Origin of the sequence: Paenibacillus senegalimassiliensis (assembly GCF_001486585.1) — a bacterium.
GTDB classification, from domain to species: Bacteria; Bacillota; Bacilli; order Paenibacillales; family Paenibacillaceae; genus Fontibacillus; species Fontibacillus senegalimassiliensis.
Genome location: NZ_LN909032.1, coordinates 24,146 through 48,255, shown reverse-complemented (window position 1 = coordinate 48,255; position 24,110 = coordinate 24,146). Strand labels below are relative to the sequence as shown.

General features: G+C 49.2%; 23 protein-coding genes, 1 tRNA gene, 1 rRNA gene and 1 riboswitch. Of the genes, 15 read left to right on the top strand and 10 right to left on the bottom strand.

The annotated features are described in order from the left end of the window. From rrf to BN3279_RS00200, 10 genes are all read left to right on the top strand, one after another. Nucleotides 1–79, top strand: a 5S ribosomal RNA gene (gene rrf / locus BN3279_RS24500); the annotation flags it as partial. 442 nt (nucleotides 80–521) lie between these two features. Continuing rightward, complete coding sequence (gene guaB, locus BN3279_RS00235) at nucleotides 522–1,979, top strand: IMP dehydrogenase (RefSeq protein ID WP_059048696.1); 1,458 nt, start codon at nucleotides 522–524, stop codon at nucleotides 1,977–1,979. A 141-nt stretch (nucleotides 1,980–2,120) separates the two neighbouring features. Further along, on the top strand, nucleotides 2,121–3,518 hold the full coding sequence (locus BN3279_RS00230) for a D-alanyl-D-alanine carboxypeptidase family protein (RefSeq protein ID WP_059048700.1): 1,398 nt from the start codon (nucleotides 2,121–2,123) through the stop codon (nucleotides 3,516–3,518). Nucleotides 3,519–3,648: 130 nt separating this feature from the next. Next, on the top strand, nucleotides 3,649–4,530 hold the full coding sequence (pdxS, locus tag BN3279_RS00225; RefSeq protein ID WP_059048695.1) for a pyridoxal 5'-phosphate synthase lyase subunit PdxS: 882 nt from the start codon (nucleotides 3,649–3,651) through the stop codon (nucleotides 4,528–4,530). A 114-nt stretch (nucleotides 4,531–4,644) separates the two neighbouring features. After that, nucleotides 4,645–5,223: a pyridoxal 5'-phosphate synthase glutaminase subunit PdxT gene (gene pdxT / locus BN3279_RS00220; protein ID WP_059048694.1), complete on the top strand. Its 579-nt coding sequence runs from the start codon at nucleotides 4,645–4,647 to the stop codon at nucleotides 5,221–5,223. A 143-nt stretch (nucleotides 5,224–5,366) separates the two neighbouring features. Beyond that, nucleotides 5,367–6,653 carry a serine--tRNA ligase gene (serS, locus tag BN3279_RS00215; protein WP_059048693.1) on the top strand — a complete coding sequence of 429 codons (1,287 nt, stop codon included), beginning with the start codon at nucleotides 5,367–5,369 and terminating at the stop codon, nucleotides 6,651–6,653. Nucleotides 6,654–6,715: 62 nt separating this feature from the next. Further along, nucleotides 6,716–6,804, top strand: a tRNA-Ser gene (locus tag BN3279_RS00210). Nucleotides 6,805–6,940: 136 nt separating this feature from the next. Further along, nucleotides 6,941–7,096, top strand: a complete 156-nt coding sequence (locus BN3279_RS23550) for a small acid-soluble spore protein P (RefSeq protein WP_089153410.1) — start codon at nucleotides 6,941–6,943, stop codon at nucleotides 7,094–7,096. 176 nt (nucleotides 7,097–7,272) lie between these two features. Further along, nucleotides 7,273–8,187 carry a YitT family protein gene (locus BN3279_RS00205; RefSeq protein WP_059048699.1) on the top strand — a complete coding sequence of 305 codons (915 nt, stop codon included), beginning with the start codon at nucleotides 7,273–7,275 and terminating at the stop codon, nucleotides 8,185–8,187. Nucleotides 8,188–8,249: 62 nt separating this feature from the next. Further along, the gene (locus tag BN3279_RS00200; RefSeq protein WP_059048692.1) at nucleotides 8,250–9,275 is read left to right on the top strand and encodes a DUF6612 family protein; all 1,026 of its coding nucleotides are present in this window, start codon (nucleotides 8,250–8,252) and stop codon (nucleotides 9,273–9,275) included. Between the two features lie 117 nt (nucleotides 9,276–9,392). Here BN3279_RS00200 and tadA read toward each other — a convergent pair whose 3' ends face one another. After that, a complete protein-coding gene (gene tadA / locus BN3279_RS00195; RefSeq protein WP_059048691.1) occupies nucleotides 9,393–9,890 on the bottom strand; it encodes a tRNA adenosine(34) deaminase TadA in 498 nt (165 codons plus the stop codon). 334 nt (nucleotides 9,891–10,224) lie between these two features. Between tadA and BN3279_RS00190 the strand changes: the two genes are divergently transcribed. Together BN3279_RS00190 and BN3279_RS00185 are read left to right on the top strand one after the other, a co-directional pair. Further along, nucleotides 10,225–12,120 carry an ATP-binding protein gene (locus tag BN3279_RS00190; RefSeq protein ID WP_059048690.1) on the top strand — a complete coding sequence of 632 codons (1,896 nt, stop codon included), beginning with the start codon at nucleotides 10,225–10,227 and terminating at the stop codon, nucleotides 12,118–12,120. A 43-nt stretch (nucleotides 12,121–12,163) separates the two neighbouring features. Beyond that, nucleotides 12,164–12,868, top strand: coding sequence for a pseudouridine synthase (locus tag BN3279_RS00185; protein WP_059048689.1), 705 nt, complete (start codon nucleotides 12,164–12,166; stop codon nucleotides 12,866–12,868). A gap of 72 nt (nucleotides 12,869–12,940) precedes the next feature. Here the strand turns inward: BN3279_RS00185 and motB are convergent, their stop codons facing one another. Together motB and motA are read right to left on the bottom strand one after the other, a co-directional pair. Beyond that, nucleotides 12,941–13,741 carry a flagellar motor protein MotB gene (motB, locus tag BN3279_RS00180; protein ID WP_059048688.1) on the bottom strand — a complete coding sequence of 267 codons (801 nt, stop codon included), beginning with the start codon at nucleotides 13,739–13,741 and terminating at the stop codon, nucleotides 12,941–12,943. After that, entirely contained in the window at nucleotides 13,725–14,528 is an 804-nt protein-coding gene (gene motA, locus BN3279_RS00175) for a flagellar motor stator protein MotA (RefSeq protein ID WP_059048687.1), read from the bottom strand. Before motA ends, motB begins: the two co-directional genes overlap by 17 nt. 190 nt (nucleotides 14,529–14,718) lie before the next feature. Between motA and BN3279_RS00170 the strand changes: the two genes are divergently transcribed. After that, complete coding sequence (locus BN3279_RS00170; RefSeq protein ID WP_059048686.1) at nucleotides 14,719–15,012, top strand: hypothetical protein; 294 nt, start codon at nucleotides 14,719–14,721, stop codon at nucleotides 15,010–15,012. A gap of 177 nt (nucleotides 15,013–15,189) precedes the next feature. Next, nucleotides 15,190–15,480, top strand: coding sequence for a 4a-hydroxytetrahydrobiopterin dehydratase (locus BN3279_RS00165; RefSeq protein ID WP_059048685.1), 291 nt, complete (start codon nucleotides 15,190–15,192; stop codon nucleotides 15,478–15,480). A 94-nt stretch (nucleotides 15,481–15,574) separates the two neighbouring features. Here the strand turns inward: BN3279_RS00165 and BN3279_RS00160 are convergent, their stop codons facing one another. The 5 genes from BN3279_RS00160 to BN3279_RS00135 form a co-directional block, all read right to left on the bottom strand. Beyond that, on the bottom strand, nucleotides 15,575–15,937 hold the full coding sequence (locus BN3279_RS00160) for a c-type cytochrome (protein ID WP_059048684.1): 363 nt from the start codon (nucleotides 15,935–15,937) through the stop codon (nucleotides 15,575–15,577). A 162-nt stretch (nucleotides 15,938–16,099) separates the two neighbouring features. Continuing rightward, nucleotides 16,100–16,606 carry a GNAT family N-acetyltransferase gene (locus BN3279_RS00155; RefSeq protein ID WP_059048683.1) on the bottom strand — a complete coding sequence of 169 codons (507 nt, stop codon included), beginning with the start codon at nucleotides 16,604–16,606 and terminating at the stop codon, nucleotides 16,100–16,102. A gap of 194 nt (nucleotides 16,607–16,800) precedes the next feature. Then, nucleotides 16,801–17,292: a C40 family peptidase gene (locus BN3279_RS00150; protein ID WP_059048682.1), complete on the bottom strand. Its 492-nt coding sequence runs from the start codon at nucleotides 17,290–17,292 to the stop codon at nucleotides 16,801–16,803. A 4-nt stretch (nucleotides 17,293–17,296) separates the two neighbouring features. Then, nucleotides 17,297–17,433: riboswitch (cyclic di-AMP (ydaO/yuaA leader) on the bottom strand. A gap of 220 nt (nucleotides 17,434–17,653) precedes the next feature. Beyond that, nucleotides 17,654–18,484 carry a hypothetical protein gene (locus tag BN3279_RS00140; protein WP_059048680.1) on the bottom strand — a complete coding sequence of 277 codons (831 nt, stop codon included), beginning with the start codon at nucleotides 18,482–18,484 and terminating at the stop codon, nucleotides 17,654–17,656. A 22-nt stretch (nucleotides 18,485–18,506) separates the two neighbouring features. Beyond that, on the bottom strand, nucleotides 18,507–20,507 hold the full coding sequence (locus tag BN3279_RS00135; protein ID WP_059048679.1) for a M1 family metallopeptidase: 2,001 nt from the start codon (nucleotides 20,505–20,507) through the stop codon (nucleotides 18,507–18,509). A gap of 155 nt (nucleotides 20,508–20,662) precedes the next feature. On the opposite strand from BN3279_RS00135, the gene BN3279_RS00130 reads away from it, so the two are divergent. Continuing rightward, the gene (locus tag BN3279_RS00130) at nucleotides 20,663–21,175 is read left to right on the top strand and encodes a YwhD family protein (RefSeq protein WP_059048678.1); all 513 of its coding nucleotides are present in this window, start codon (nucleotides 20,663–20,665) and stop codon (nucleotides 21,173–21,175) included. 53 nt (nucleotides 21,176–21,228) lie between these two features. On the opposite strand, the gene BN3279_RS00125 is transcribed toward BN3279_RS00130, so the two are convergent. Further along, nucleotides 21,229–21,903, bottom strand: coding sequence for a DNA-3-methyladenine glycosylase (locus BN3279_RS00125; protein ID WP_059048677.1), 675 nt, complete (start codon nucleotides 21,901–21,903; stop codon nucleotides 21,229–21,231). Between the two features lie 95 nt (nucleotides 21,904–21,998). Then, a complete protein-coding gene (locus tag BN3279_RS00120; RefSeq protein ID WP_059048676.1) occupies nucleotides 21,999–24,071 on the bottom strand; it encodes a transglycosylase domain-containing protein in 2,073 nt (690 codons plus the stop codon). Between the last annotated feature and the right edge of the window lie 39 nt (nucleotides 24,072–24,110).

Here is a 24,110-nt window from a genome sequence, read left to right as displayed (position 1 = left end):
CCCGAACACGACCGTTAAGCCCTCCAGCGCCGATGGTACTTGGACCGAAGGGTCCTGGGAGAGTAGGACGCCGCCAAGCAACGATAAGAAGCACTACCGATTACAAGTCGGTGGTGCTTTTTTGTATACAATTTTAAGCGCGAATATAGATGCGTGGTGCTGTGAAGAGTATAAACAAGTGCTTGGAGAAGGATGAAATTATCTCCAAAAACGGGCTGAAATGTTGGGTTTGTGCGCGTTGAATAGACAGGGGTGTGCGCTGGGGAGTCGACAGTAGATTTGCTTGCGGTTGTCCTTGACAGCCTATAGGCCCTTTGCTAAACTTGGCATAATATATTTTCGTAAGTGGCTCTAAAGCGCCAAAGGTTGCTTTGACGGAGCTGCTTTTCGTGCTATTACGTCGCAGACGTTTTTTCTTTGGATTCGGGACAAACCGCTTCATCCAGGGGCTCCTGATCTTGCAAGAGAAACAGCCGGGATATGGCCCGACAATCCATTAGACTAAAGGAGGATAATTCACGGTGTGGGAGAGTAAATTTGACAAAGAGGGCTTAACGTTTGATGATGTGCTTCTGGTTCCCCGTAAATCGGAGGTATTGCCTAAAGAGGTAAGTGTGTCCACTCGCTTAAGCGATAAGGTGAAGCTCAATATTCCGTTGATTAGCGCAGGGATGGATACGGTAACTGAGTCGGCGTTGGCTATTGCCATCGCTCGCGAAGGTGGTCTTGGCATCATTCATAAAAACATGCCCATCGAACAACAGGCTGAGGAAGTGGATCGTGTCAAACGTTCGGAGAGCGGTGTAATTACTAATCCTTTCTCTCTGACTCCGGACCATTTGGTATCGGATGCTGAAGAAGTGATGAGTAAATTCCGTATTTCCGGGGTTCCCATTGTGAATGAAGAGCATAAGCTTGTAGGTATTTTGACGAATCGTGATTTGCGGTTTGTGCATGACTATAGTATTAAAATCAGTGAAGTGATGACGCGTGATGACCTGGTTACTGCTCCGGTAGGAACGACTTTGCAGGAAGCGGAAGGCATCTTACAGAAGCATAAGATTGAGAAGCTTCCGTTGGTGGATCAACAAGGCATTCTGAAAGGCCTTATTACTATCAAGGATATTGAGAAAGCCATTCAATTCCCAAATGCAGCGAAGGATGCTCAAGGGCGCCTGCTGGTGGGAGCTGCGGTGGGGATCTCCAAGGATACATTTGATCGTACCGATGCTCTTGTCAAGGCGGGCGTAGACGTTATTACTGTGGATTCGGCGCATGGTCATCACATCAACATCCTTGAAGCAGTAGCTGAACTTCGCAAACGGTATCCTGAACTGACTATCATCGCGGGTAACGTGGCGACAGGCGAGGCCACAAGAGCATTGATTGAAGCTGGTGCATCGGTAGTCAAGGTTGGTATCGGACCAGGCTCGATTTGTACCACGCGTGTTATTGCTGGAATCGGCGTACCACAAATTACGGCAGTTTATGATTGCGCGACTGTAGCCCGTGAATACGGTATTCCCATTATTGCGGATGGCGGCATCAAGTATTCCGGTGAAATCACGAAGTCGGTTGCTGCCGGGGCACATGCGGTGATGTTGGGCAGCTTGTTTGCCGGTACGGAAGAAAGCCCAGGGGAGACGGAAATCTACCAAGGACGTCGCTACAAAGTGTACAGAGGCATGGGCTCCATGGGGGCTATGAAGCAAGGCAGTAAGGATCGCTACTTCCAGGATGATGATAAGAAGCTGGTTCCGGAAGGCATTGAAGGACGCGTTGCTTACAAAGGTCCTATTTCCGACACCATTCATCAGATGATCGGCGGCTTGCGTGCAGGTATGGGGTATTGCGGAACCGGAACATTGGACGAGCTTCGCAATGATACCCAGTTCATCCGTATCACTGGGGCTGGCTTGCGTGAAAGCCATCCGCATGACGTGCAAATCACGAAGGAAGCACCAAACTATTCACTGTAATTAGACCGGTCCATAATTTTCCACATAGAGCAGGGTGAAAATCACCCTGCTTGTCTTTTTTTGCAGATACCCCTGTGATAGAATAGATAAAGCAAATGAAAGAATACGAGGGGAGCTTTAAGGGCATTGAAACTCAAATCATTGAAATCTAAATCTATTACAACCAAGAAGCACTTCCTGCGCAAGAGCGTGGCTTCCGTACTGCTTCTGAACTTGCTATGTTCTTCTCTCGTACCGGCGCTGGCGCTGGCGGAAGGCGAGCAGACCGAAACTGGAGCGAATCAAGCGACAACCACGGAGCAGGCTTCAACGCAGAATGCAGCAGCCATTCCTTCAGTGGAGTCACTGAATCTGGAAGTGAAATCTGCCATCTTGATGGAGGTCTCCTCTGGACAAGTATTATTAAACGTTAATGCGGATCAGCCGTTTCCTCCGGCTAGCATGACCAAAATGATGACGGAATATATTGTTGCCGATCTCGTGAAGCAAGGAAAATTCAGTTGGGACGATGTAGTTACGGTAGGTGAAAATGCAGCCAAAACTATCGGTTCCCGGATTTTTCTTGCCGAAGGAGACCAACATACGATAAGAGAGCTATATATTGCCATGGCGGTGGGATCAGCGAATGATGCAACGGTTGCTTTAGCTGAGTATGTCGCTGGCTCTGAGCAAGCTTTTATTAAGATGATGAACGATGAAGCTAAGCGTATGGGGATGAAAACGGCCCATTTTGCCAACTCTACAGGCCTAGATATTGCGGATATGCCGGAGAAATTCCGTACGCCTGGGGATCAGGAGACGGTGCTGTCTGCGCTTGATGCAGCAATTTTGGCACGTTATATTGTAACCGATCATCCTGATTTTGCCGAGTTTACAGCACTTCAGACTTATCAATTCCGACCGCGTGATAAATCACCAATTATCAATTATAACTGGATGCTGGAAGCGAACAAGAATGTAACAAACTTCAAGCAGTTCGCTTATGAAGGTTTGGATGGCTTAAAGACGGGCCATACCAGCAATGCGGGCAATAATTTTACCGGTACGGCAATACGTGATGGAGTACGAATGATTAGCGTTGTGATGGGGACAGCTACGGATAAGGCTCGTTTTGTCGAAACCCGTAAAGTGCTCGATTATGGCTTCAATCATTTTGAAACCAAGCAAATTGTAGCGGCCAAGACAACGGTGGTTGGCACTGAGACCGTAACCGTTAAGAAAGCGAAGAATACGGCGATTCCGGTTGTAACCGATCAGGCGATCAGCTTTGTCGTGCCGAAGGGTGTGGATACCAGCGCAGTGGAAGCTCAGGTGACGCTGGTGGATGAAGGGGAACTTGTAGCTCCGTTACAGCAAGGTACGAAGGTAGGAACTGTAAAATACACCTTCAAAGCCCCAGGTATGGATCAGGAACTGGAGAAGACAGTCAATCTGATTACAGTGGAGGACGCGGAGAAGGCTGGCTGGTTTAAGCTGATGATGCGGGCCATCGGAGAATTTTTCAGTGATATGTTCAATGGAATCAAGAATTTGTTCTAAATAAAAAGGAAATCTAAAATATTCCGATCACGAAGGGCTTCAAGTAGGATTGAATCCCTAGTAAAAGGGTTGTATATTTAGGGCGAATATTGTAAAATAGTAAGTTAGATTATTATCGGGGGGATTGGACATGGAAACAGGAACATCGCGTGTAAAAAGAGGTATGGCTGAAATGCAAAAGGGTGGCGTTATTATGGACGTCATGAATGCCGAACAGGCTAAGATTGCTGAAGCGGCTGGAGCTACCGCCGTTATGGCACTGGAGCGCGTTCCTTCCGATATTCGGGCAGCCGGTGGCGTGGCCCGTATGGCAGACCCTACGATCGTTGAAGAGGTGATGAAGGTCGTCTCCATTCCCGTCATGGCTAAGGCACGGATCGGTCATTATGTGGAAGCGAAAGTTCTGGAATCCCTTGGGGTAGACTATCTGGATGAAAGTGAAGTGCTGACTCCGGCAGACGAAGTCTTCCATATTGATAAACGTGAATTTACAGTACCGTTCGTCTGTGGAGCGAAGGATTTGGGCGAGGCTCTGCGCCGGATTGGCGAAGGGGCTTCCATGCTTCGTACGAAGGGCGAACCGGGAACCGGGAATATTGTCGAAGCGGTACGCCATATGCGCTTGATTAACAGCCAAATTCGTAAGGTGCAAAACTTGTCCAAAGATGAATTGTATGCCGAAGCGAAAAATCTGGGCGTAGCCTACGATCTGTTGCTTGAGGTGCATGAGAATGGCAAGCTGCCAGTGGTTAACTTTGCTGCAGGTGGTGTAGCTACACCGGCTGACGCTGCTTTGATGATGCATTTAGGAGCTGACGGTGTATTCGTGGGCTCTGGTATTTTCAAATCGGATAGCCCTGAGAAGTTTGCCCGTGCTATTGTGGAAGCAACAACTCATTACACAGATTACAAGCTGATTGCCGAAGTGTCCAAGAACCTGGGTACTCCGATGAAGGGCATTGAGATTTCCAAGCTGTCCCCGGCAGAGCGTATGTCGGATCGCGGCTGGTAATTCCTGAACAGCTTTTATTAGTTATCCATAGTAAATAAGGATACTCACCCCGGCCGTTGTTGACCAATGGCCGGGGTACATATAGTTTAGGCTGCGAGAGAAAGAAGGTTTGTCATGAGAGTAGGAGTGTTGGCGCTGCAAGGCGCTGTTGCCGAGCATGTGCGTAGCTTGGAGAAGGCCGGGGTAGAAGGTGTCGCGGTCAAGCATACGCAGGAACTGGCCGAAGTGGATGGCTTGATCATCCCTGGCGGGGAGAGCACCACCATCGGCAAACTGATGCGCAAGTATGATTTTATTCAGGCCATTCAAGCTTTTTCGGAGCAGGGCAAGCCCGTATTTGGTACCTGTGCAGGTCTGATTGTGATGGCGAAGGAAATCGAGAGTGGTGAAGAAGCTCATCTCGGGTTAATGGATATCAAGGTATCCCGTAACGCCTTTGGACGCCAGAAGGAGAGCTTTGAGACGGATCTTGAGGTAAAAGGACTGGAGGCTCCGCTTCGTGCCGTATTCATCCGTGCGCCGTTAATTACGGCTGTGGGAGAAGGGGTAGAAGTATTGTCCGTTTACAAGGATGAGATCGTTACGGCCCGTCAGGGGCATTTGCTAGTGTCGTCGTTCCATCCGGAGCTGACGGATGATTATTCGCTGCATACGTATTTTGTAGAGATGGTCAAGCAAGCCAAGCAGCCGTAAGCAGACCTTGACTCCTTTGATGGGTTAAGGTTTTATCTGTTTATACGGCGTTTCTATATTCCATAGCAGCCTTTCCGTCCGGAGAGTCTTCCAAAGAGAAGGTCGGCAGGTCTGTGCAGGGATGATTCTAGGAGGGACTACTCATGTTAGATGTGAAAGTAATGAGAAATGATTATGCCAGAGTGGAAGATGCGCTGAAGCGCCGGGGGAAATCGCTGGATTTGATCGAAGGTTTTCCGCGGTTGGATGAGAAACGCCGCGAGTTGCTTCAAGAGAACGAGGCTTTGAAGAACCGCCGGAACACAGTATCGGCGGAAGTGGCCCAGCGGAAGAAGAACAAGGAGGATGCGGACGAACTGATCTTGGAGATGCGCCAGGTCGGCGACCGCATTAAAGAGCTGGATGAGGAAGTTCGGGCATTGGAAGCGGATATTGAGGAACTGATGATGTCCATTCCGAATATTCCGCATGAAAGTGTACCTGTAGGCGCCTCTGAGGAAGACAACGTGGAAGTGCGCCGGTGGAGTGAGCCTAAGTCCTACAGCTTTGCTCCGAAGGCTCATTGGGATGTAGCGGCTGATCTGGGGATCCTGGATTTTGAAGCAGCAGCCAAGGTAACCGGGTCCAGATTTACCTTTTACAAAGGATTAGGGGCCCGCTTGGAGCGTGCGCTCATTAACTTTATGATGGACTTGCACAGCAATGAACACGGCTATGAAGAGATGTTGCCACCATATATCGTCAATCGCGACAGTCTGTATGGAACGGGGCAGCTTCCTAAATTTGAGGAAGACTTGTTCAAGTTATCCGGTGGCAGCGAGTATTACCTCATTCCGACGGCTGAGGTGCCGGTGACCAACTATCACCGTGACGAGATTCTGAACGCGGAGGATTTGCCGCGCAAATATGTGGCCTATAGTTCTTGCTTCCGGTCGGAAGCCGGAGCGGCTGGGCGTGATACCCGCGGGCTGATTCGCCAGCATCAATTCAATAAGGTAGAAATGATTAAAGTCGTTCATCCGGATCATTCGTATGAAGAGTTGGAGTTGATGACGGCCAACGCCGAACGAGTGCTGCAATTGCTTAACCTGCCGTATCGGGTGCTGGCCTTGTGCACTGGTGATATGAGCTTTACATCGGCTAAAACCTACGATCTGGAAGTATGGCTGCCGGAAAGTGGAGTTTACCGCGAAATTTCTTCGTGCTCTAACGTTGAGGACTTCCAGGCGCGTCGGGCCAATATCCGATTCCGTCCAGAGCCGAAGGCTAAGCCGGAATTTGTGCACACGCTCAACGGTTCAGGATTGGCTGTAGGACGAACTGTAGCTGCTATTCTGGAGAACTACCAGCAAGAAGATGGCAGCGTGGAAATTCCGGAACTGCTGCGTCCATACATGGGTAATATTGATAAAATCACTAAGAGAAAATAACTTGCACAATTAGTGCTTTGTGTGGTAGAATCTGATTTGTTACGCTAATCGGATTCACCTTTGGAGAGGTACCGAAGTGGTCATAACGGGGCGGTCTTGAAAACCGTTAGGGTGCAAGCCCACGTGGGTTCGAATCCCACCCTCTCCGCCATATATCGTCGAACCAGAGAGCAGAGATGCTCTCTTTTTTTATGCATAATGACGGCTATTCCATCACACATTAAGCCTGCGTATGAACAAATACCGAGATGTCCATCATTTGTATAAGAAGAGAGGATGAATCTGTTATGACCAAACCCCAGACGTATCAGACGGCCGGCTCCGAGAACGAATCAGACCGCAAGCGTGAGCGGCACGAGGAGAAGAATGGGCAAGAACCGCTGTCAGGCTCCAAGAAAGTAAAAAATAAAAACCATGTTGATCACCATAATCCGCAAGGATAATCTGGTGCTTCATCCGGCAACCCTCAGCTCTTGGCTGGGGGTTTTGGTGTGATTGCGTCGCCCACCGCTCTATGCGTTGCTCATAGCGTTGAATATAGAATTCACAAGACAGGAAGCGGATAAAATGTCATAATAAAGATAGGTGTCTCTCAGAGAGTGAAAGGATCGTGATGCTTATGAACGTAGTGAATCCCAGCCATGTTACGGACTACGACACCGCGACGCAGGTTCGTCAACATAAACAACGCTCCGTGCGGAGTGTATTGTTCAGAACATTGTTTATTGTCATCGGAGCCGTGATTGTTTCGGTTGCATTGGAGCTATTTCTGGTTCCTAACAAAATTACCGATGGCGGTATAACCGGTGTATCCGTCATGACCTCCTATTTATTAGAGTTGCCACTAGGGATTTTTCTCTTTCTATTCAACCTTCCGTTCTTAATTGTCGGCTATAAACAAATTGGCAAGACGTTTGCCATATCCACATTGATAGGTATTACGATTATGTCCTTAGGCACGGCGTTATTGCATCCGGTGGAGCCTTTTGTCACGGATACGTTATTGGCTTTTGTCTTTGGTGGTATTTTGCTGGGCTTGGGGACAGGGCTAGTGATTCGATTTGGCGGATCCCTGGATGGTACAGAGATTGTGGCTATCCTCATTTCCCGGAAAACCCCCTTCTCCGTGGGCGAAGTGATTATGTTCTTCAACTTTTTCATTCTGTTAGGTGCAGGCTTTGTCTTTGGATGGGAACGAGCTTTGTTCTCGCTTCTTGCTTATTTTATCGCCTATAAGACGATTGATATCGTCGTGGATGGATTGGATGAATCCAAATCTGTCTGGATTATCAGCGACCAAATTGACGAAATCGGGGATGCGATCCTGAGTCGTTTGGGCCGTGGAGTTACTTACTTATCAGGCGAAGGGGGCTTCTCGGGGGACCCGAAGAGAGTCATCTTCTGCGTGATTACCCGCTTGGAGGAAGCCAAGCTCAAGGAAATCGTCAATCATTATGACGAGCATGCATTTATGGCAGTCGGAAATATCCATGATGTTAAGGGTGGGCGTTTCAAGAAAAAAGCAATTCATTAACAAGCTGAAACGCAAATCCCAAATGACATGTAACTATAGAAAAGAAGCCCGTAGGAGGGTTTATGTTCAAGAGAAGCGTAATCATTACTTTGCTATTTGCGTTTGCGCTGGTACTTATCGTACCTGGCTGTACCGGTCAAAAGGCGCCCAAGGATACTTTAAGCTTGGCTGTCAGCAAGATGCTGGAGGCGGACTCCTATGTAGCGGAGAGCCGAATTGAAATCTTGAGTATGGAGCTAGGCTCGGAGACCGCTGAAGAAGCGGAAATTTCAGAATCACCAGAATCGTCAGCGATGAGTGCCTTGCTGCCGTGGCTAAAAGACGCTGACATCCATATTCGTCAGGTTTACCATAAGGAGCCGGCCCAATCTGAAGCAGTGCTGGAGATCAAGCTTCAGGGCAAGGTAGCTACTACGGTAACGCTCCCCCTGGTGATCACTCCGGACAAGCTGTATGTACAGTTGCCAAGCACGCCGTTGCTTCCGATGCCGGAAGAGCTTGTGGGGCAGTTTGTGGTCTTGGATTTCAAGGAGCTCGCCCAGCGAAGTGACCAAGCAGCCACAGGTTTACCGGAAGTAAATGGCGAGGAAGTACAGCAACTGGGTTCTTCGTTCATAACGGCCTTGTTGGCTGGCTATGATGGGGATACCTATTTCAGATACGTTGAGGTAGAGCAAGCTACACTACCTGAAGAGGTGCCGGCGAAGCAAGTAGTACAGTTTGCCGTCTCCAATGATCAGGTGCAGCAAGCGCGCGAGGTTCTTAAGGGACAAGTCTTGCCGGAAGTACAAAGTAATTGGAAGCAGCAGGGCTATCCCTTCTTCCCTAACCATTTGGCAGATGGGATGGCAATTCATCAACTAACGATTCAGACCGCTATAGACGAACAGAATTATCCTGTGTACACTACGATGGACGTAGACCTTACCTTGGACATTCCAAGCGCCCAGGAGAGCGCACAGATGACCTTGAGAGTGACACGCCAGTATAGTGAGATCAATGAGCAGCCGGTATTTGAAACCGACATCCCCACAAATACAATGGGTACAGCGGAATGGCTGGAAGCTATGCGTAGCTTTGGCTATTAGACACCATCGACCACTCCAGCTATTGGACATAGCTCGAAGCGAGTAAGCTAACATTATAAAACCTCCAGCCTTATGTTTTTCAATAGGGCTGGAGGTTTATATGTTTTAGTAGAGGGTTTATTTGCTGCGCAGCCTCCGGAAGAAGGTTGTCAGCAAGGAAGCACACTCCTCCTGCATAATGCCGTGAGTGACTTCGGTACGATGGTTAAAGCGCGGTTCCTGCAACAGGTTCATCAATGTCCCTGCGCAGCCTGCCTTGGGGTCAGGTGCCCCATAGATAATATGGGGAACACGGCACTGGACTATGGCTCCGGCACACATAGGACAGGGTTCTAGCGTAACATAAAGACGGCAATGGAGCAGTCGCCAAGCCCCGAAGTGATTACTGGCTTCGCGAATGGCAATCATTTCTGCGTGGGCGGTGCCGTCCCGGGAGCTCTCCCGTAGATTATGCCCACGTCCCACAATCTCGTCACCCCAGACGACAATGGCGCCGATGGGGACCTCCCCAATGGCTTCAGCTTGACGAGCTTCCTCGATGGCTTCAGCCATCCAATGCTCATGAGAGTGAATGGAGGCGGGAGGCTCGGGAATGAGGGGGGATGAGAATGGCATGCTTTAATTCAACTCCTTCAAATTCGGTGATATCCTCATATTTTGTGCAACGAACAAGTATTCGTTGTTAACATGTTGTTAATAACATTGTGCATAAGTGCTGCAATATCCCCAATTTTACTCACATATTATTCAAAGCGATTGTTAATATGTTAATACTTTGTGGATAAATCAACTTGATGCGATTGTGTACAATGACTAACTTTTACTTATTGTAAGAAAGTAATCTGGGGATTTCAATGTCTTTGCAAAACATTACATAACAGGTATGATGAGAGTAGACAGCCCTGGATTCCCATATATATCCACATTTATCTTGGAGGTGGGAAGCCACATGACCATTAAGACTAAGCTCGCTTTAATTATATCTTGTTTTTCCCTGATTATCTTGTCTTTAAATATTGTGCTTAGCTTCTTATTGACCCGTGATAATCTGCATAAAGACAGTGAGGACAATATGATGCTTACGGCCAATCATATAGCGATTGCTGTCGAGCAGAGCCGATCAGTTTACAATTATGTGAAATTGACGCTTGGCGATAAGATGAGTGAGGATATGATTGAGCCTGTCCTGCAAATGACCAGCCCGGAGCGTATTTGGGAGAGATCGCTCACGCGAAATAAGGACCTGCTGGAGATTACCGGAATTGACCCGGGATACACGGATGATAGACGCTGGCTGTTCGGTACATACAACTATAAGAATGATCAGGTAGTGGAAGAGGCAGTCAAAGAGGCAATTGCTCAGAACCGTAGCGTGCTCTATAACACATGGATTGACGGCAAGCATGTACTAGAGAGCTACGTGCCTATTATGGCCAGCATGCAAGAACCCTACGTCATCCGGGTTGTATCAAGTTATGACCCCATTGCAGCGGTAATTACAGAGCAGATTGTGAGCCAGATTCTCGTTTCACTTGGATTACTGGGGTTGTTGATTTTGGCCAGTTATTGGCTGTCCGGCGGGCTAATTCGCCCGATTCGCCATATTCTTGATCAGGTGAATGTCCTTTCCGCTGGCCAATTCGAAAATCGCCTGAAGGTTGGCCGCCGTGATGAACTTGGTTTGTTGGCACACAAGATCAACTCCATGGCCGACAATCTGGGGGAGTATACGGCAGAGCTGAAGCGGAAGAACGAAGAGAATCGCTCCATGAAAGAATACTTGGAATCCATCATCAGTCAGACGGCCGATGCGATTCACGTTACAGATGTGAAGGGGAGAGTGTTGCAGGTTAACTCCGCTTTTGAGAGCCTGTATGGTTGGACCAGCGAGGAAATCGTTGGTTCTGTGCTGAACTTTATCCCATCCTCAGAGCAGGATGGCCGTCCGGTCTGGCAGCATGAAGCGGAAGTGATCAGCCGGTCGGCTTCTGTTCTGGCAGAGACGGTGCGTCTTCGCAAGGACGGAAGCTTGGTTGAGGTGAGCATCAGCGTGTCGCCGGTCTTTGACCAGGAGGGCGAAATTACGGCGTTAATCACCATTTCCCGCGATATGACGGAGCATAACAGAATGGATGAATTGCTGCGCCGCTCGGAGAAGCTTACAACCGTAGGACAGCTTGCGGCGGGAGTTGCGCATGAGATTCGTAATCCTCTAACAACGCTGCGAGGCTTTTTGCAAATGCAACAACGAACTGGGGCAATTAATGTCATGCATACTGACGTGATGTTATCGGAACTCGATCGTATTAATTTGATTGTTAGTGAGTTCCTAATTTTGGCCAAGCCTCAAGCTGTGCAATTTCAAATCAAGGATGTTCGTTTTACCGTGGGTGATGTCACCTCCTTACTCGACAGCGAAGCTCATCTGCGTAATATTGAATTTGATGTACTTTTCTCTCCGAGTCCAATTCTGGTACACTGTGAAGAGAATCAATTGAAGCAGGTGTTTATCAATATCCTGAAGAATGCCATGGAGGCTATGCCGAAAGGCGGGAAGATTATTCTTGATTTGGAGATTGAGGGACAACATGCCATACTGCGGGTCATTGATGAGGGCGAGGGGATTGCCAAGGAGCGGCTTCATAAGCTGGGCGAGCCTTTCTATACGAATAAGGAAAAAGGGACCGGACTTGGACTTATGATCAGCCATCGTATCATAGAGGGACATCGTGGAACGATGGTGATTGAGAGTGAGCTAGGTGAAGGGACCGTTGTTACGATTACGTTGCCGCTGGCACAGCAAGCGGGGCGGGAGGAAAATGAAGTGCAGGCTGATCTCGTCTAATCAGGCGGTTGGCTTAATGAGGAAAGATTAAGAGAGGTTACATATGCGAATTAATAAATTTATCAGCGAGACGGGATTTTGCTCCCGCAGAGAGGCCGATAAGCTTGTGGAGTCCGGCCAGGTGACGATTAATGGAGTTCAGGCCTTGCTTGGTAGCCAAGCGGAGCCAGGAGACGATGTACGGGTGAACGGCCGGCCGATTCAGTCGCAGCGCACCCAGCATGTCTATATCGCGTTAAACAAGCCAGTTGGCGTCACAAGTACGACAGAACGGCATATCAAAGGCAATATTGTAGACTTTGTAGGGCATGAAGAGCGTATCTTCCCCATTGGGAGGCTAGACAAGGATTCCGAGGGGCTGATCCTGCTTACTAGCGACGGGGATATCGTGAACAAAATCCTGCGTTCCGAGGGCAAGCATGAGAAGGAGTATATTGTGACGGTGGACAAGCCGATTACCCCCAGTTTTACCCGAGCTATGAGTGAAGGCGTAAAAATTCTTGGGGAGAAGACCTTGCCTTGTCAGGTAACACGAGTGACCGAGCGAACGTTTCGCATTGTACTGACCGAGGGGAAGAATCGACAAATTCGCCGGATGTGCAGTGCTTTGGGATACGGAGTCCGCAAGCTGCAACGCGTGCGTATTATGAATATTCGTCTCGGTCAACAAAAGATTGGCAGTTGGCGGGAGCTAACGGAACAGGAGAAGCAGGAACTAGGGGATGCCTTGAACTACAATTTAAACTAAGAAGGAACCTGTCATAACCACGCTTCTGTGGGTGACAGGTTCCTTCTTCATATTATCGCTTGGTTTCATTGATTAATGAGCTGCAGTTACGCCTAACTGCTGGCTGTTGTCCGAATACTTCCGGATGATGGATACTTCCACCCGACGATTCTGTGCTCGTCCAGTCGCCGTATCGTTCTCGGCCACAGGATGATATTCGCCATAACCGATGGCACTGAATTTCTTAGGATCCAGATGTTCATTGAACAGCAGAATCTTCATGAAGTTCAAGGCACGGACAGAGCTCAAATCCCAGTTGGACGGGAACTGATACGTGTTAATGGGTACATTGTCGGTATGTCCCGAGACGATAACTTCATAATCGGGGAATTCCTGTAACATGACAGAGATCGCCTTGGCCAACATCCGGGCTTCAGGCTTCACTTCCGCTTCTCCCGAGGGGAACAGAGCATTATCGCTAATTGTAATCATAAGCTGAGATTGATTGAGGTTTGTATCCAAATCCTCCGTCAATCCATTTTGCTGAATATAATTGTCCAGTTGTTGCTTAAGCTCCTCCAGATTTTGCTGTTCCTGGCGTTTCAGCTCATCTTGTCTGGCAATTAAGTCAGAAGAGGACTTTGGCAAGTCAGTCTCACTGTTTGAGGTGTTCAAATTGCTGATCATTGCGTTCTCATTCAGGATGCCGACTCCACCGGTGAACACCCCATTGAACGCCTCGCTCATCTCCTGGAACTTCTGGGCATCGATATTACTCATGCCGAACAGAACGATAAAGAGGGCCAGCAATAACGTCATCAAGTCAGAATAGGGCAGCAGCCAGCTTTCGTCGGCATGCTCTTCATGGTCTTGATGCTTATTCTTTTTGCTCACCTTCACCCGCCCCCTTTTCTAGGATTTTTGCACGTTCGGAAGGGGTTAAGAACACGGCCAGCTTCTGCTGGATCGCGATGGTGGATACGCCGGATTGAATGGACAGCAGACCTTCTACCATCATTAGCTTCACTTCCATCTCTTGTTTGGAGAGACGTTTTAATTTGTTGGAGATAGGATGCCACAGTACATAACCGGTAAAGATACCGAAGACAGTAGCAATAAATGCGCCAGCGATGGCATGAGACAATTTATCAATATCGCTCATATCAGCCAAGGCGGCAATCAAGCCAACTACGGCCCCGAGTACCCCGAGGGTTGGTGCATACATCCCTGCCTGGGAGAACATCAAGGCACCCGCCTTATGACGTTCTTCTGTAGCGGCAATATCCTCCGTCAAGACATCCTGGACGAACTCCTGATCATTACCGTCAATGATCATCCGCATACCACCACGCAGGAAGTCGTCGTTAATTTCATCTACTTTGGCTTCAAGAGCAAGCAAGCCCTCGCGGCGGGTAATCGTAGCCCATTCCATGAACAGGGTAATCAATTCGCCTTTGCTAATCATTTTAGGTTTGACAACCGTCAGCTTGATTAGCTTCGGGAATTTCTTCAACTCCGACATGGGGAAGCCCACGAACAGGGTTGCCGCCGTCCCGACAAATATAATGACAAAAGCCGCGGGATTTTGAACCAGGGATTCGACAGGCGCGCCTTTTAGAAACATCCCCAAAATAAGAGCGACGAATCCGAGAATAAGACCAATAATTGTTGAAATTTCCATTGTACACCTCGTCCTTGAGATAAATTGATTCCTTTCCTTGCCCCTCCCGCATCCTTGCGGAATAGGCGGGTCACGCCACTTGAAACGATGTATCTACTTTATCGACAGAATTCCCTTTTTTTTTAAGTGGTTTTTTCCGGTATAATAGGAATACAGTCTAAATAGAGAGGTTGGAAGGGAGGATATAGCAGTGGGAGTAAAGCATGGCAGAGATTATGAATATATTTTGGCTGATTTGATGAAAGCGGTTAGCCAGATTAGTGATAGCTATCTTTTTTTCGAGATGGAGCCCTCCGAGTGGGATAGCTTGTCTGACGCGGATCGGGAAGAAGTACAAGAAGCACTGGCGGAAGATCTGTTCTTCGCCTTGGGAACTGAGCCGATGATCGAAGTTGGCAGTGCCATCGTTATTTATGATCCGGAAGGACATCGAATCAACTTCTTGTTGGGAGAAGCTGAGTTGACCTCGGTTACGCTAATTTGAAGAAATGCTTGAAATCAGTGGACAGGTCTTTGTATTGTCCATATAGGTACGCATGAAGCTGTGAGGTTGGGAATACAATAGATGAAGAGCGAAGCCGGGACAGACCAAGAGGAATCCTGGTGCGCAGGGAACAGGCTTACATACAGGAGTTCTTGAAGAGAACGGGGAGGAAGAAATATGCCGTTTACACCGCAAGAAGTAGAAGCGCATTTGGAGAAGCTGGAAGGCTGGGAGCTTGAGGAAGGAAGATGGATTTTCCGTAAATATACATTCTCCAGCTTTATGAAGGGGATTGCCTTTGTGGATGAGGTTGCGGCCATTTCCGAGGCCTTCAATCACCATCCTTTTATTACGATCGATTACAAGACGGTTACGCTTCGATTGACCTCATGGGAAGACGGGGGCATCACCGCCGTTGATATTAAGGAAGCGCAGCAATACAATGAGGCCTTCGAGAAGATGTCCTGATTCCAAAGCAAACACCCCCACCTTGGTGCAAATGTCATTAAGATGAGCTTAACTTAATGGCACTACACCTTGGTGGGGGTGTTTTGTCTATCTGTTATTTCTTCTCCGCAAGCCACATGGCTACGTTTGCAATCTCTTCATCCTGCAAGCGATCCTTAAACGCAGGCATCATGCCGCCCTTTCCCTTGGCAATGATGGAATATAACTCTTCGGTTGTCAGTTGGGCCCCGATTTTGTCCAGAGCCGGCCCCGCTCCACCCTGGAGCTGGTCGCCATGACAGCTAATACAGTTGGCCCGGACCAAGGCTTCGGCTTGCTCTGCATTCATCGTGATTTCAGGCAATTGCGGGGGCTTCGCTTCTTCTTCAGTTTGTTCTCGGCTAGGTAAGGTAAACATGAGTACAAGGGCAAAAGCGCCTGCTATAATGAACAAACCGCTCATGATCCACTTTTGCATTTCAATCGTCCCTCCTATGTCAGCTACCTATTATTATAACGGAACAAACTGCCCGTTCATAGCCTTTGTGACAAATTTGGAAACGAATGAATCTTAAAATCGTGCTAAAATGTGCTTTAGCTCACAGCGTATCATCGGTCGAGGAAACTGCGTTAGCTTGAATTACTGAGCTGAAGAGGAATCGCCTTTGTACACCATGCAATAAAATGGCTTGGATACCCCACCGGGAGTCATCTTCTCGTACAAATCGGTAATGGTGAAGCCTACCTTCTGGTAAGCCCGGATCGCCCGAGTGTTCCAGGTGAGCACTTCCAGATCAATTTCATTCTCGGGCTTGCGCCTGCGAGCTTCTGCGACAATTGCTTCAACAAATGACTTGCCCAAGCCATTTCCACATAATTCGGGTTTCAAACCTATGCCCAGACGGGTAACACCTTGTAAGGGGAAATATTGGGCGAACCCCACCAAGCTTCCGTCTTGGTCCAGAACGGATATATACTGTTCAGTTCGTATCACAGGATTGCCGAACTCTACATCGAGCGCTTTCATTTGTTCCCACGGCAGCCAGCTATAGATATCATAAGGAGAATCGTAATGCCAGGTACAAATCTCGGCTCCATGAGCTTCTTCCATCGGTGCAATCTGAAATTGAGTGATTGGTTTATCCATTTTGCCTCTCCTTTAATCCGGCATGTATGAGGTGACAGGACCGTGAATATTCTCGTACCCTCACAATAACGGCATTTGTCAGGCTTGTAAAGGTTTAACCGGAGTGGGCATCGTTTTTTGGCGGGGGAATTTAGCAAATAAAAAACCCGCGAGAATGTTGTAATCAACATCTCCACGGGTCCTAATGTTATGACCTATTCAACATCATCATGATCGGTAGTATCGCCGGTCACTTCTTCATACTTGTCAGTGCTCATAATGCGCTTAGCACCGATATAGCGTTCAGCATAATATTTCTGGCTCAATTTGCTAATGATAACTCCTTTAGAAGTAGAAGCATGTGCAAATTCGCCGTCGCCTACGTAGATACCTACGTGGGAAACTCCCTTACCAGAAGTGTTGAAGAATACCAAATCGCCAGCAATGAGTTCACTTTTATTTACGGCTGTTCCCATCTTATATTGTGATCCGGATTGATGAGGAAGTTTGATGCCAATTTTAGAGAACACATACATGGTAAATCCTGAGCAGTCGAAACCATTTGTTGAGGTTCCGCCGGCAACATAGTCGGTACCAAGAGCTCCGTCAATCGCGGTGTTCAGTTTGGAATCCGCGAAAGCGCTACCTGTTCCGAGGGTGAAAAGCAATGCAAAACTTACTGCTGCTACGGTTAAACGCTTTTTCAAGAAGTTATGCTCCTTCCAGTGCCTACGAGGTTAGCTTAAGGATTCGGTTGAAGGTCCCCTATGATCCCTCTATTGCGAGATCAATTCACCCAAAGTGGTTCCCCCGTTTCCCTGGTGAAGGGAACTCGGCTTTTGATTTCACACCTAAATTTGCCTTAATGGCAGATGGCAACGTGATGCTACCAAAGATGACAAAAGTAATTACAAAACTGTTACTTAAATTGCCTGCTGTTATTGTAGCAGAGGGTAGTATATTTTGGCAATGCTTAATTCACAAGATTAAGAGAACAAATAGAGCACAAGGACTTTGCAAGCTTGCAAAGTCCTTGTGCCCCATGGGTTTGGAGAAGGTAAAGAAATTTTAACTTTTTTGTGTTTTGGCTCTCCAAAGTTGAAATTGAGAGGTAACCTGCCAAACTCTAAAAGTGCAGCGAAAGAGAGGATAGGTTTGCTGCACGATTAATGCGAGCAGACCGGTCCAGATCCAGGATACGGTGCCCATGAGCAGGAATGCCACGAGCGCGAAGAATCCAAGAATCAGCGCGATACCTAAGCCTTGCAAGAGATGGCGAATACCCACCAGCAGGGAGTTCCATGCACCTGATTTGAACAGATAGCCGAACTGAATAAATAATAAGCATTGCCGAACCACCCAGCCGTACAGGAACCAGCCCAGCAGGAGACCAAGTCCGGTGAGCCAAATGGGCAAATGCTCTACGGCACCGAGCAGACCTGGCCATAAAGACCATAACTTGGGGATAATCCACAAGGCCGGAAGCAGAACCAGAATCAGCTCCAAAACATAGAACAGCAAGACCGGCTTGCCAAACTCTTTCATTCCCCGAAACAACGGGAAGCCGGAGCCGCGCTCCTCAGCCGGGGTAAGTCCATACAGGATGCCGGCTTGAATTAAAGGCGTGAGAAGAAGGCGTAACACAATCATGCCAGCCAGCAGCCAGAAGTACCGTTGCACATCGGGATGACTCCACAAATTGACTTGCCCCTCCAGCAGGAACAATATTTTCGCAAGAGGTGTGGGCGGCGGGTTCGGGTACCTCTGTAACAGAGAGGTAATTGCGGTATCAGCAAGCCGATATATAAGCAGTCCCCATAGCAACTGATAGAGAAAAAGAACAATCACTGAGAGGAATTGACTCTTGAGGGCGGTAAAACCCTGACGGACATAACTCATTTCATCCCTCCTTTATAGATGCCTACCAAATGAATAGACCCAGGACTGCCTCCAGCAACTTGGTGACGCTCATATTGGAGCGGGAGAGAAGCGGCTGCGGAATGTCGGCTTTCAGGTAGTTGTTGATTCGCTTATTCTCTACTACCAGCGTGTATTCGGGGTCAATTTGGACCCAATCGACGGGGGCCTTGTATTGGAGCTTAAGCTCTAGCCGATGATCTTCACCATTCCACTCTTTGCGCACGGTATGACCGTCGGTGAAGGTAAATAATAATGGAACCTTCGGATGCGTGGCCCCTTTGCGGGAGAAGGTTATGGCTGACTCATATAAAGTGCTGTTCTCTTGCTGTATTGATGTAATGCGAATGTCATCCACAGAGAAGTCGGCCATTTTATCATCAAATACATATTGGTTAAAATAAGTCTTCCAGCTTCGTCCGCTTACTTGTTCGACGATTCGCTGGAAATCGGCAGTGGTCGGGTGCTTGAATCGGTACTTGTAGCTGTAGGTATTGAGAATGCGCTTCATGGTCTTGCTGCCCACCTGGCGTTCAATATCCAGCAAAATCAATTTGCCTCGGTAATAGACGTTGCGGGCGTAACCGTCCCCTGGCGCATACTCCCAGGCCGGCTGTGTCAGGGACTCGGGAGCAGAGATCAACGTTGATTGAATAGGCAGATTAGGTGCAATGCCAAATTCTTGTTCCATTAATTTATCTTCCGCATAGGATGCAAAGGCTTCGTCCAGCCAGGCTTCTTCAAATTCGTTGCTAGCGATCATCCCATAAAAAAACTGGTGTGCAATTTCATGAATGACGGTGCGTTCAAGCTCATCGTAATCCGGGGAATCGCTGCGAGCCCCGAAGGCTGTGACCAAGGTGGGGTACTCCATACCTCCAGCACCATTGCCCCCCGCCGGGGGAACCACGATCGACAAGGTGGAATACGGATAACGTCCGTACCACTCGCTGAAATTAGCCAAAGCCACCTTGGCAGCGTAGAAGTAGCGTTCCTTCAGGTCCTCATGCGCCGGATCGAGATAGAGCTTGACCCGAACACCTGGCACTTCGGTAGAAGAAAAGGGCTCTTCGGCATAAATAAAGTCAGGCGAGGCGGACCAAGCGAAATCATGGACATCATCGGCATAGAACTGTACGGTCTTCCGCCCCTCTTTGAGAGTAGCTTTCTTTGTTTGAAAGCCGGTGGCAGCTACAGTGTAATGCTCAGGCACATTAATTTTCACACTATAAATTCCGAAATCGGAATAGAACTCCGAGTTGCCATGATACTGATGAAGGTTCCAGCCTTCAGTGTCGCGCCCCCTTGTTCCGGCTGGTTCATATACGCTGATCTTGGGGAACCACTGGCCAGCCATGACAAAGTCATCGGACACACCCATACGGGCAAAGATTTTTGGCAGCTTGACGGTAAATTTGAGGCGTAGCGTCAAGCTCTCTCCTCCCTGCACGGACACAGGCAAGCGAACTTTGGCCAAGGTACGATCCTCAGCATTGCCATCATCAGGTTGTACATATTGAATTCGGTGCAGCAGCGAGATACCGTCTGTAGTTCGCAGCTCAGTAATCTCCATGGAGCCCCAGCCATCCTTGGGCATAGTATCGTTGCGCAGCTTACCGCCCGATTCCTTCATGAAGGTAGAGTTCTCCGAAGCAAAAGCATTGGGATATAGATGTAGATATATTTCGTTAATGGTCTTCTTACCGGGATGTGTCCAGGTCACCGTCTGTGATCCGGATAGGGTTCCCTCTTGTTCATTGAGCGTAGTATCGATGTGATACTCGACCACTCGGTGGCTCAGCACTTCAGCAGTAGGCTGCTGAATGGTCTCGGCCTGGGTTGGGGCAGGAGGCTGCGGTGCTGTCAGGACAGCCTGAGGCTTGCCCGATTTGAGCGCAAGTGAAGCTAGTCCCTCCCTGAAGCCGGGGAAAGCCAGCAGGCTGACCCCAAGGGTCAAAAGCAAGGCGATCATGGATAGGCTATAGATCATAGTACGTCGGGTCATACAATGGATACCTCCCGTTGACAAGCATCTACAGCATGTATATGTTTGCTTTTGGAAGATTATTAGCTAAAATTGATTTAAAGTGTGTGTTCAAAAAGTCGAGTACGAGGCAGATCGTGATTCACGGTCGGAAATGTGGAAAATGGAGGAGAACTATGGAGCAGCCACCTAAGGCGGGCAAGAAAATTTTTGCCCTGAATATTATTAGTAATGAAGAGAAAAGCAAGCATAAAGGTTTTGGTGCCGGTTCCATTGACTTGAACAGCTTGTCCCCGGTCATTATTGACGGTGATGAGGTCTACATTGATATCGGTGCGATGCATGCCAAGAGCAAGGTCGAGAAGGGCATCAAATTCTCGGCGGAACGGGAGACCGTACCAGCGGGACGTCAGGTATGGCTTGTCTGGGTCGCTGTGGACCGCGGGCCGGATGGACAATTTTACGGTGGGATGACAGCCTGCGAGATGTGGATCGATACCGAGGCGCGCCGGGGTTGGAAATTGTTAGCCGAGCATGTCAACAAGATGGATTATGCCCTGAAGCGCAGAGTGATCCTGGACGGCTTGACTGCGGAACATAAAGCCGCGCTCAAGAAGTTGTTGATTGACACCAACGCAGAATGGTGGGAACGTACACCAGACGAACTGCGAGCGGCTTTGGAAGGGTAAAATAGAAACAGCGATCATTCAAGGGGATCTCCCCCGACATGATCGCTGTTTTTTTACTTCTTGGCTATCCCGGTCCACCTACTGGCCCTGGGGTCCGCCACAGACACGTACGGGTTGCCTTGAAGGTAAAACCGCCAAGGCTTTGCCGCGTACTCCTCGGCATAAGCGATGTTAATCCGTGGGGCTTGCACCAAGCCTTCTGCTATGGGTGGCCCGCCTTCCAGCCAGAGCGGCCCTCCGGGCTGTGTCAGCGGCAACCCGTTTTGCGTCTTGTCGATCTGCAGCGCCCGGCACAGCTTGCCAGGGCCGCCGGACAAGTCGACCGGCCGCTTGGCTACCGTACCGCGATAGCGGCGCATCAACGTCTCGTCTGCTGTGGTCAATGGCTCTACGGCCCGGATGAGCACCGCTTGCGGGTTCCCGACAGGGCCAGTAACAACATTTAGGCAGTGGTACATGCCATAGATTAGATAAATATATGCGGTACCACCCTCACCGAACATAATTTCGGTTCTCGCCGTACGGCGTCCGCCATAAGCATGACTGCCCTTGTCCTCAACACCGCCATAGCTTTCCGTCTCGACAATGCGGCAACGGATATCTCCTTCGAGGGTGTGGCGAACAAGAATCTGGCCCATCAGCAAGGGGGCAGCCTCTAGCGCTGAAAGCTGATAAAATTCCGCAGGAAGGGGGCAACCCGGAAGGAAACTGCCACGAACAGCGTCCATACAGAGCCATCTCCTTTTGTTAGACAATTAGGAACCTTCAGTTTGTTATGTCCTATCGTAAAGGGTCCCGCTGCCGTTTGTCCAATATCTCTCGGCTAATCCATCCACCAGCGCTTCAAGTCGCTCCACCATGAGTGGCTTTCCGGACGCTCCTTCTCCGTAGGTGGAGGCAGCGGCTGAGGTTCGGCTTCGCCATGCTCCATACAGAATTCGGTGGGCTCGCTTCCCTGAATGAACACTTCCAGCTTGCGCTCCGGACAATCCTGCGTGGCCAGCAGGCCGGTGTCCGGGTCGATATACACGCTGACCACTCCATCGGGGATGGGGAAAATTTTCGGAGGCACTTTTTTTAAGGCCTCACTAGTGTACTTAGCGAAGATGGGAGCGGCTTTACGTGATTCGGCCGTACCCAGATGCTTGCCCTTATCGTAACCGACCCAAACGGCGGTGGATAGCTCAGGCGTAAAGCCTACGAGCCAGGCATCGGTCCCAGTCGTTCCGGTCTTGCCCGCAACGGGGCGCTTGATCTCGCTGGATACGCGGCTGCCTGTGCCCCCGCTCTCAAAGACACTCTCCATCAGATGGGTGAGTACGTAAGCGGCGGCGGGTTCCACAACTTGCTCGGTTACGGGAGGTTTCGCCTCATATAATATACGTCCCTGGCTGTCGGTGATCTTCAGCACCGCTACCGGGTCGACACTGCGTCCTTGATTGCTGATCACCGCAAAGGCGGCAGCCATCTCGAACGGACTGACCGGAGAGGTCCCAAGCGCCAAGGAAGGCACCGCTTGCATCGGGCTGGTAATCCCCATTTTCCGGCTCATTTCCACGACTTGCTCGGCCCCTACCGTCAAAATTGTGTTGACTGCATAGATATTGTCCGAGGCCGCAATGGCTTGTCTCATGTCGATTTCACCTAAATACTTGTCGCCAAAATTTTTCGGGCTGTAAGTCTTGCGGTTATCATCGTAATGGAACAGGGTGGGCTGGCTGCTGAACTTGCTGGCACTGGTCATTTTCCCACTGGATAACGCAGCCAGATACATAATGGGCTTGAAGCTGGAGCCTGGCTGGCGGGTTGATGCAAACACATGATTATATTGACTTTGCTTATAATTAGCTCCACCGACCAAGGCTTTAACGTGACCGTTTCGTGGATCGATAGAGATTAATGCCACCTCGAGCTCAGGGCTGCCGCTTAATTCGGCGGTTACCGCTACCTCGGCTGCTTGCTGGGCTTCCGGGTCAAGGGTGGTATAGATTTGAAGGCCTCCGTGCTCCAACAGCGCTTCATCGAAGCCGAGTTCAGTGACCACCACATTACGGATGTAATCACGGAAATAAGGAGCCTTGTTCACTGGGCTTGGTTGCTTGGGCGACTGAAAGCTAAGCATAACCTCATAGGCATCCTCTGCTTCTTGCTGTGTGATGCCGCCCGTGGCAGTCAGTGCAGACAATACCGTACGCTGACGATCCTTGGCATTCTTCATATGATTGAACGGTGAATAGTAGGTAGGCCCCTTAGGAACCCCGGCCAGCATAGCGCTTTCGGCCAAATCAAGCTCCTTGGCGGATTTGCCAAAATACATTTGTGCGGCTGCCTCGATACCATAAGCACCGTGACCATAGTAAATTTCATTAAGATACATTTCTAAAATATCGTCTTTGCTATATTTCATTTCCAGTTGAGCCGTGTACATGGCTTCCTTCAGCTTGCGCGACCAGGTGCGTTCATGGGATAGATACAAATTCCGTGCCAACTGCTGCGTTAGCGTGCTTGCTCCCTGGACCATGTCCATCTCTTTGATATTGACGAGAACAGCCCGGGCCATTCCTTTCAAATCAAAGCCAACGTGCTCGTAAAAATGTCGGTCCTCGGTAGCAAGGGTGGCCTGAATTAGCCAAGGAGAGATTTCACTGAGCTGGGCGCTCTCCCGGTTCCTTCCGCCATCGGAGAAGACGGCAATGGTCTCGCCACGGCTATTGATTAGCTGTGAATCCCGATCAGAGCCTGCCAGTGGCAGTTCGGCTTGATATAGATAAAGTAGCAATAAGCCAGCAGCACATAAGCCGGACAAGCCCGTAATAAAGATCAATTTGAACAAGAACCGCCACCGAAAGCGGGATTTACGAGGGTGATGCCGATCGCTGCGTACGAGTCTATGCACGAAGGTTGCTCCTTTCTTTAGATGACGGGCCAATGATAG